General features: G+C 37.7%; 6 protein-coding genes. 3 read left to right on the top strand and 3 right to left on the bottom strand.

The genetic code is table 11. The features are described 5' to 3' along the window. Positions 1 to 455: 455 nt before the first annotated feature. Both H6F47_RS25670 and H6F47_RS25665 read left to right on the top strand, forming a co-directional pair. Positions 456 to 1,814 (top strand): AAA family ATPase, encoded by a 1,359-nt coding sequence (locus H6F47_RS25670; RefSeq protein WP_190651596.1) that lies wholly within the window; start codon positions 456 to 458, stop codon positions 1,812 to 1,814. Positions 1,815 to 1,816: 2 nt separating this feature from the next. Then, positions 1,817 to 2,320: a hypothetical protein gene (locus H6F47_RS25665; protein WP_096572055.1), complete on the top strand. Its 504-nt coding sequence runs from the start codon at positions 1,817 to 1,819 to the stop codon at positions 2,318 to 2,320. Positions 2,321 to 2,506: 186 nt separating this feature from the next. On the opposite strand, the gene H6F47_RS25660 is transcribed toward H6F47_RS25665, so the two are convergent. The 3 genes from H6F47_RS25660 to H6F47_RS25650 all read right to left on the bottom strand — a co-directional run bounded on the left by H6F47_RS25660 (position 2,507) and on the right by H6F47_RS25650 (position 4,913). Next, on the bottom strand, positions 2,507 to 3,193 hold the full coding sequence (locus tag H6F47_RS25660) for a PHP domain-containing protein (protein ID WP_190348644.1): 687 nt from the start codon (positions 3,191 to 3,193) through the stop codon (positions 2,507 to 2,509). Between the two features lie 363 nt (positions 3,194 to 3,556). Next, the gene (gene purM / locus H6F47_RS25655; protein WP_096572053.1) at positions 3,557 to 4,582 is read right to left on the bottom strand and encodes a phosphoribosylformylglycinamidine cyclo-ligase; all 1,026 of its coding nucleotides are present in this window, start codon (positions 4,580 to 4,582) and stop codon (positions 3,557 to 3,559) included. Between the two features lie 124 nt (positions 4,583 to 4,706). Next, positions 4,707 to 4,913 carry a hypothetical protein gene (locus tag H6F47_RS25650; RefSeq protein WP_137667515.1) on the bottom strand — a complete coding sequence of 69 codons (207 nt, stop codon included), beginning with the start codon at positions 4,911 to 4,913 and terminating at the stop codon, positions 4,707 to 4,709. Positions 4,914 to 5,463: 550 nt separating this feature from the next. Between H6F47_RS25650 and pruA the strand changes: the two genes are divergently transcribed. Continuing rightward, complete coding sequence (gene pruA, locus H6F47_RS25645; protein WP_137667500.1) at positions 5,464 to 8,448, top strand: L-glutamate gamma-semialdehyde dehydrogenase; 2,985 nt, start codon at positions 5,464 to 5,466, stop codon at positions 8,446 to 8,448. Positions 8,449 to 8,777 lie beyond the last annotated feature (329 nt).

The raw sequence follows: 8,777 nt of genomic DNA, 5'->3' as shown, positions 1-8,777 counted from the left end.
TGAAAGTCTACTGAGGGATAACTGCTCCCATGCTCCCGTTGAAGTAGAAAGTAAAGTCTAGTTTTGTCTAGGTTTTATATAGCAGAAGGATGAGGAGGTTTGGTGATGAGTGGGATACCTTCCTTCGGTAAGCTATCTCTACGAGTCCCGACAGGGATACGCTAACGTACTATATCCACCTGATGCACAGACAAAAATTATCCTGTAAATCCTTGAATCCTGGATACTATCTCGACTTACTTCGACTGCGCCCTTCGACACCGCCCTTCGACACCGCCCTTCGACACCGCCCTTCGACACCGCTCAGGACAGGCTCAGGACAGGCTCAGTACAAGTCGCGGTAGTTGAGCGTAGTCGAAACTCGATAACCACCTGATTCTGACAAAAAAGCGGGGTTATTGGGTATAATTATGTTGATAACATATTTTATGATTGAGTAAGTTTTATTTTCCCTTATGCCTCAGCAGTTAATCATTCAAAATTTTGGACCAATTACAGACTTAAAGATTGAACTTAAAGACATACTTATCTTTATTGGTTCACAAGCTAGTGGTAAAAGCACTGTGAGCAAAGCTATCTTCTTTTTTAAATCTTTGAGAGATGATTTAACAACCTATCTGTATCAGTGCTACCACGAAAAGCAGTTTGAAGATACTATCACTACTTTTGCCAAGCGAGCAAAACAGAAGTTTATTAAAATGTATGGTTCGGTACTACAATTTCCTGAAATGGAATTAAAGTATCAGTATGGAAACGGCATGGAAGTCACAGTTAAACCTTCTACCAATAACCAATTTACAACTGTTGATTTTGATGATTTTTTTAAACAAAAGTTCCGTGATTTAGTAGATCAATCTAGAAGTTTGAATACTGAATTGCAGCAGATGAGTTCGAGAGGTTTATTTTCTTCTTCCCGTGAAATTAGTGCTATTAAGGCTAAAGAAGCAGCTCTATTTGAGAATATCACAAAAGAAGTAAACCAACTATTTAATGATGATAGAGATTTGCTATTTTTACCTGCTGGTCGTAGTCTGATTACTATTCTATCTCAACAGCGTTATAACATTGACATGGGAGAGGATTTGATATCTGGTAACACTGAGTTAGCAGCAGATAGTTTAATAAAATTAGATTATTTAATGCAAAATTTTATTAATCGAATTGATAGCGCGAAACCTATTTTTAATCAAGCAATTGGTGATTTAATTAAAGAAAAACTTTCTACTTCTACCAATAGTGAAACAAAGCGAGTTATCACTCTAGCTCAAAACATTGTGGATTCTATTCTCAAAGGCTCTTATCGCTATCAAAATGGTACTGAAAGAATTGATTTTGGCAATGGAAAAAGCACCTTAATCAACTTTGCATCATCAGGACAACAAGAGGTTGTTTGGATTTTGTTACTGATTCTGCTTTTAATTCTTAATCAGCGGAATGTATTTTTAGTTATTGAAGAACCTGAAGCGCATCTTTTTCCTGTTGCACAAAAGCAAATGATTGATTTAATTGCTTTACTGGCAAATCAAGCTGCAAATCAAATCATTTTAACAACTCACAGTCCCTATATTCTTTCGTCATTTAACAATTTACTATATGCCCATCAGTTAGGCTTGCAAAAATCGGAACAGGTGGAAGAAATAGTAAATCATAACCTTTGGATTGATCCTCATAGATTAAATGCTTTTATTGTAGAGCAAGGTACTACTCGTTCTATTCTGGATTCAGAAATGGGGTTAATTGAATCAGCAGAGATTGATAGAGCTTCTGAGATTATTGTTAATATATTTAATCAACTTTTTGAAATTGAGGATTAAGTATGAAATGCAATTGCCAAGAGTTTGAAAAAAAATATCCAGATTGTACGTTTTGTAATGATGGTCAGAAAATTACTGTGCAAGAAAACAAACGAAAATATATCCTAAACAATTTATCTGCTCAACAAGTTTGTAGAATTAAAATAGATGGTTGTGTAATTGATGATGAAAATCAGCGTAAGTGTGATTATTTAATGATAGTATGTAATACTGAAAAAGTGGCTAATGATAATAATATGGATGCTGGAGAAAAAATGTATTTTATTGAGTTAAAAGGTAAGGATTTGATCAGTGCTGTTGAACAATTAACTCAAACAATTGAATATTTTAAACCGCAAATTATTGGAACAGTTTTTGCTAGGGCTGTACTCAGTAAAGTTAGTAAATTTAATGCTCCTAAAAGTATTGAGAATGATTCTAGAGTAAAAAAATTAAAGAGTTTACTAAAAAAATATGGTGGTAATTTTGAATATGGATCTGTGCAATTTGAAAAAGATAAGATTTGATTTTTATAGCAATGGAGATCGCACAAAAAATCTCTTGTTAATTTTTCAAATCTTGCTTAGCAAGATTTGTTCACTACAGGTAATTCAATTTTGGATTTTGGATTTTGGATTTTGGATTGTTTTCCTCAACTCTAATCTAAAATCTAAAATCTAAAATCTAAAATCTAAAATTCTCCTGACTCCTATTTATAATCGTTGCAGTATATTTAAACCATGTGTATCAGTTCCACAGGTGTTAAATAAACCATACTCCTCCGCTAACATTTGCACTTTTTCCGTTTCTACAGAGCAAGGTTTCCAAGGGTTAGGATTTTTATAAGCGTAGAAAGTCTCAACCCCATCAATACCATATTCAGCAGCTTGAGGAATTAAATCAAAGTGCGATCGCTTGTACCGTGCTGGATGAGCAAGTACAGCTAGTCCACCAGCGTCATGAATAGCTGCAATAACGTTAGCTGCTTGATAATCTATACCTGTAGAGGCTTTTCTTTGCAGATAAGGTTTCATACTGGAATGTTCTATTTCAAAACCATAAGCCAAAATATGTACTTCAGCATCTAGCAAACCTGCATTAATTTCTACACCACTCCACAAATGAGGAATGCTGCTATCAGCATGATTCCATTTCCAATCTTCTAACCAATCTCGTGCTAATTGATACCCACCAACGGCATGATGATCAGTAATTGTAAGCCCTTTCAAACCAATGGAGATCGCCTGTTCCATAAGTATATGTGGATGCAATCTACCATCCGAAAATACCGTGTGTAAATGAAAGTTGAAAAACCTGGGACAACTTTGAGCATCAAGGCTTTGGAAGACTTGTTTTAACAGTTCTGTGGAAGCAGTAGTCCGGGCAAAATTTACAACCATAACCCCCTCTGATCAAAAATATGTGATTCTGAATAAAAGAACGCGGCACACTTACATACAAGAAATAGAACCGAGAAATTACTAGCACATTAAGCTAGTATTTAAAGCTACTTTTTAGGCTACAGTAATGATTTTTTTGCGATTTGTTAAAACTACGTTAGCAAATCTCAATCATTACAGTCATGAGTATTTTTGATTACTTATATAAAGAAATGCTAAATTTTTCAGAAAATTTCTATAAATACTGATACTGATATAGTTGTCAGTGATCAGCCGTCAGCTTTTGTTATTCAATTGCCATGAAAAATCTCAATTTCAGAGAAATGATAAATTAGTCTTAGCTGACTGCTGATGGCTGAATGCTTAAAAAAGACCAATTAATTCACCAGAACCAGCCACGACTTCACCAATGGTAAAAGAGGGAATATCCTGTGATTGAAAATGGCTAATTGCTTGTTCTGCTTGTTCGGGGGGCAGTATTAGCACAAATCCCACACCCATGTTAAATGTATTATACATAGATTCTGCACCAACAGAACCGGCTTGAGCTAACCACTGAAACACAGGGGGAATATTCCAACTACCAGGATTAATTTTAATAGCTTGACCTGTTCCCAGGCATCTGGGTAAATTTTCTGGTAAACCCCCACCAGTAATATGTGCCATACCGTGAACTTTTAAACCATTTTTCAATGCTGCTAATACAGATTTAACATAAATGCGGGTAGGAGTGAGAAAAGCATTACCGAGAGTTTGCCCATTTAATAACTCTGGAGTATCATTCCAAGAAAAACCACCATCACTAACAATCTTTCTCACTAAACTTATACCATTACTGTGAATACCTGCACTAGATAAACTTATGGCTACATCACCTACTTGTACTTGAGAACCATCTAACATCCGGTTTTTTTCGACTATCCCCACACAAAAACCCGCTAAGTCATATTCACCGACTTGGTAAAAACCAGGCATTTCTGCGGTTTCTCCACCTAATAAAGCCGCACCTGCGAGTTTGCAACCAGTAGCTATTCCTGCCACTACCTGAGTTAACTGCTCTTTATCCAGCTTACCAGTAGCTACATAATCGAGAAAAAATAGCGGTTCTGCTCCTGATGTTAGCACATCGTTAACACACATCGCCACTAAATCAATACCTACGGTGTCATGGCGGTTGAGAATTTGAGCAATTTTTAGCTTTGTACCCACACCATCTGTACCAGATACCAATACTGGTTCTTGATAACCTGTAGGCAGTTGAAAACAGCCCCCAAAGCCACCTAAACCACCTAATACTTCTGATCTGAAGGTACTGTGAACTAAATTGCGAATTTGGTCTACAAAAGCTCTACCTGCTTCAACATCAACACCTGCATCCCGATAATCCATGACTGTTTACACCGTGATCATTCTTTTTTCAACCCCGTTTATTATAGGGTAATTGGTAATTGGTAATTGGTAATTGGTAATTGGTAATTGGTAAATTTATTACTGTCACCTGTCACCTATCACCTCAAAATACCTGATCTTCAATACCTCGCCACCATTCACCTAAATTCATTAAATCTTGGTGAATATCTGCTAATTCTCGCTCGTAAGCTTCCGGTGATATTGTATCTCGCCGTTCTTGTAATTTTTTCAGCCGCAGTTGTACTAATAACCAAGGTTTAGAAATACTATCTGTAGCTTCTAGATATTGTGCTAATTCTTTACTATCCATAAAACCTGAATTTATTTTTCCTTTCATTGGAATTTTTCTGGTAAGCTGGTGGTTTACCACGCACGATAACGAAATCATTAGAGTTTAAGTTAACACCAGCTAAAGATAGAACATCACGCAGTCTGACACCTGTAATTTAACTTTACTACTCGGCCACCACACTCGAAAACCAACATTTTCTGTGAGGGAAAGACTAAATAAACCAGTCCTCCTTCCTCACGAGGAATTGGTTGATCATCTTTGGCAACTGCTAAAATAATTGGGTACTTGAGTAAATCTTCATAGTTACTTGATAAGCGTCATAACAGACAAAAGTAATTTCCGTAACACCGCTTTGAATGGCAAATTTTTGTAATAGTGAATTTACGTCTATTCCAGTAACCTAAAGCTAAGTTTTTCCAGACTTTCAATATAACCACATTCCAAACTATTACTTGAGACGGTTTACAGGTGACAGGTGACAGGTGACAGGTGACAGTAATAAATTTACCAATTACCAATTACCCATTACCAATTACCAATTACCCATTACCAATTACTAACAAATTTTATGGTATTACAAGTACAAAATAACACTTACGAAGCGAAAACCCAGGAAATTGCTAAACAGGTTCTCGCTGCAACTGGGGAAAGTCGTTCTTTTCTGGCTTCTTTGCGTGATCAGATGCGCTGGGATGATAAGTTACTCGCTTGGGCTATGAGTAATCCTGGGTTACGAGTCCAGTTATTTCGATTTATTGATACTTTACCCGCTTTACATAGTAAATCAGAAATTGCATCCCATTTGCAAGAATATTTGGGTGATGAGTCGGTAGAATTACCCGCAGCTTTAAAGGGTATGCTGAATTTTGCTAACCCTGATTCTATGCCGGGACAGGTAGCGGCTACAACCGTGGAAACTGCTGTGCAAACTTTAGCACATAAATATATTTCTGGGGAAAATATCCAACAGGTAATCAAAACGGTGGAAAAGCTGAGAAAGGAAAAGATGGCTTTCACTATTGATTTACTTGGGGAAGCGGTAATTACGGAAATAGAAGCACAATCTTATTTAGAAAAATACCTGGAATTGATGCAGCAGTTGGTTGAAGCATCGAAAAAATGGCAGCATATCCCCGCTATTGATGAAGCGGATGGGGAAATGATTCCTAAAGTGCAGGTTTCAGTAAAATTAACTGCGTTTTATTCCCAGTTTGATCCGTTAAATGCTAATGGTAGTGAACAACGGGTGAGCGATCGCATTAAGATTTTATTACGTCGTGCAAAAGAATTGGGTGCAGCAGTACATTTTGATATGGAACAGTACGCCTATAAAGATATTACTTTGAAGATTCTCAAAAAGCTTTTACAGGAAGAGGAGTTTCGTGAACGTACAGATATCGGGATCACTATCCAAGCATATCTGCGTGACAGTGAACAAGATGCAAAAGATGTCATTGCATGGTTAAAACAGCGCGGTTATCCTCTTACTATTCGTTTGGTTAAAGGTGCATATTGGGATCAGGAAACTATCAAAGCTGAACAAAAACACTGGAAACAGCCTGTTTTTAATGATAAAGTGGCAACAGATGCCAATTTTGAGGCGATAACTCAGCTTTTGTTAGAAAATCACGAGTATGTTTATTCTGCTATAGGTAGTCATAATGTTAGATCCCAATCTAGGGCGATCGCCATAGCAGAAAGTCTCAATGTTCCCCGTCGTCGTTTTGAAATGCAAGTTCTTTATGGGATGGGTGATAAAATTGCCAAAGCCTTGGTAGATAAGGGTTATCGGGTTCGGGTATATTGTCCTTATGGTGACTTATTACCGGGAATGGCTTATTTAATTCGTAGATTGTTGGAAAATACGGCAAATAGTTCGTTTTTACGGCAAAATCTGGAAAATAAGCCTGTTGATGAGTTGTTAGCTGCTCCTATTATAGATTTTTCTCACGCAAAGGCGCAAAGTCGCAAAGAAGAGAAGGAAGGTTTTGTTGGTGTTGCGGATACGGATTATGCTGAGGAGGAGAAAAGAAGGGTTTCTCAAGTTGCTTTCCAAAATGTGCGTCAGCAGTTGGGTAGGACTTATTTACCTTTGATTAATGGTGAGTTTGTAAATACGACAACGTTTGTTGATTCTCTGAATCCTTCTAATTTTGGTGAGGTTGTTGGAAAAGTAGGTTTAATCAGCGTTGAACAAGCTGAGGAAGCAATGAAAGCTGCTAAAGCTGCTTTTCCTGGTTGGAAGAAGACACCGGTTAAGCAACGTGCTGATATTCTGCGGAAAGCTGCTGAGTTGATGGAAGAAAGACGTGCTGAACTTTCTGCTTGGATAGTTTTGGAGGTGGGTAAACCTGTTAAGGAAGCTGATGGGGAGGTTTCGGAAGCTATCGACTTTTGTCTCTATTACGCTGATGAGATGGAACGTCTTGATCAAGGTGTAATCTATGACGTTGCTGGTGAAACTAATCGTTATATTTACCAGCCTAAAGGAATTGCGGTTGTAATTTCTCCTTGGAATTTTCCTTTGGCTATTGCTTGCGGTATGACTGTTGCTGCTTTGGTTTCGGGGAATTGTACTTTGCTGAAACCTGCGGAAACTTCTTCTGTGATAACTTCTAAGTTGACGGAAATTTTGATTGAAGCGGGAATACCTAAAGGTGTTTTTCAATACGTTCCTGGTAAGGGTTCTCAAGTTGGTGCTTATTTAGTGAATCATCCTGATACTCATGTAATTGCTTTTACCGGTTCTCAAGAAGTGGGATGTCGAATTTACGCAGAAGCAGCAATTTTAAAACCTGGTCAAAAGCATCTGAAAAAGGTAATTGCGGAGATGGGAGGGAAAAACGCGATTATTGTTGATGAAAGTGCTGATTTAGACCAGGCTGTTGTCGGGGTTGTCCAGTCTGCTTTTGGGTATAGTGGTCAAAAGTGTTCTGCTTGTTCACGGGTTATTGTTTTACAACCTATCTATGATGCTTTTGTAGAAAGGTTGGTGGAAGCTACGAAGTCTTTAAATATTGGGGAAGCGGACTTACCCAGTACCCAAGTTGGTCCGGTGATTGATGGAAATGCACGCGATCGCATTTTAGAATATATTGAGATTGGAAAAAAAGAAGCTATTTTAGCTTTGGAGTTATCTGCACCCAATCAAGGTTATTTTATCGGACCTGTGATTTTTTCTCAAGTTCCCCCAGATGGGGTTATTGCACAGCAGGAAATTTTTGGTCCTGTTTTATCGGTGATTCGTGCTAAGGATTTTACGGAAGCTTTGGAAATTGCCAATTCTACAAACTACGCTTTAACAGGTGGTATTTATTCTCGTACACCTTCCCACATTGAACAAGCACAAGCAGAATTTGAAGTTGGTAATTTGTATATTAACCGCAATATTACCGGGGCAATTGTCGCGCGTCAACCTTTTGGCGGTTTTAAACTTTCTGGTGTAGGTTCAAAAGCAGGTGGTCCAGATTATTTATTGCAGTTTCTAGAACCAAGGAGTATTACAGAGAACATTCAACGTCAGGGTTTTGCACCAATTGCAGGTAATGAATAATTAGGGTTTGCTGAAAAAGTCTTTCCGTGAAAATTAAGAATTTCCAGGAGTCAGGAGTTTGAGGATATCAAGGAGTTTTTTGTATTTTCAAACGAGGTAAAAACCAACAAAGTGCAAGGTTTTCCTACTCATAGCTTCCAAAACCTTGCACCTATTTTCTTTGTTATCACCCTCAAACTCTTTATCCATCCAGGTTTTGAGTTTATTCAGCAAACCCTAAATGTGTATCTGCTATATAAAACCTAGACAAAACTAGACTTTACTTTCTACTTCAACGGGAGCATGGGAGCAGTTATCCCTCAGTAGACTTTCACGCCTTAGCCAGACGC

Source organism: Sphaerospermopsis sp. FACHB-1094 (assembly GCF_014696195.1).
Classification (GTDB): domain Bacteria; phylum Cyanobacteriota; class Cyanobacteriia; order Cyanobacteriales; family Nostocaceae; genus Sphaerospermopsis; species Sphaerospermopsis kisseleviana.
The sequence above is the reverse complement of the archived record's forward strand: the minus strand, read 5'-3'. Positions and strand labels throughout refer to the sequence as shown.

What these genes read in the sequence shown, in the direction of transcription:
- H6F47_RS25670 (WP_190651596.1), top strand. Translation starts at nt 456, where the DNA reads ATGCCTCAGCAGTTAATCATTCAAAATTTTGGACCAATTACAGACTTA.
- H6F47_RS25665 (WP_096572055.1), top strand. Translation starts at nt 1,817, where the DNA reads ATGAAATGCAATTGCCAAGAGTTTGAAAAAAAATATCCAGATTGTACG.
- H6F47_RS25660 (WP_190348644.1), bottom strand. Translation starts at nt 3,193, where the DNA reads ATGGTTGTAAATTTTGCCCGGACTACTGCTTCCACAGAACTGTTAAAA.
- purM (WP_096572053.1), bottom strand. Translation starts at nt 4,582, where the DNA reads ATGGATTATCGGGATGCAGGTGTTGATGTTGAAGCAGGTAGAGCTTTT.
- H6F47_RS25650 (WP_137667515.1), bottom strand. Translation starts at nt 4,913, where the DNA reads ATGGATAGTAAAGAATTAGCACAATATCTAGAAGCTACAGATAGTATT.
- pruA (WP_137667500.1), top strand. Translation starts at nt 5,464, where the DNA reads ATGGTATTACAAGTACAAAATAACACTTACGAAGCGAAAACCCAGGAA.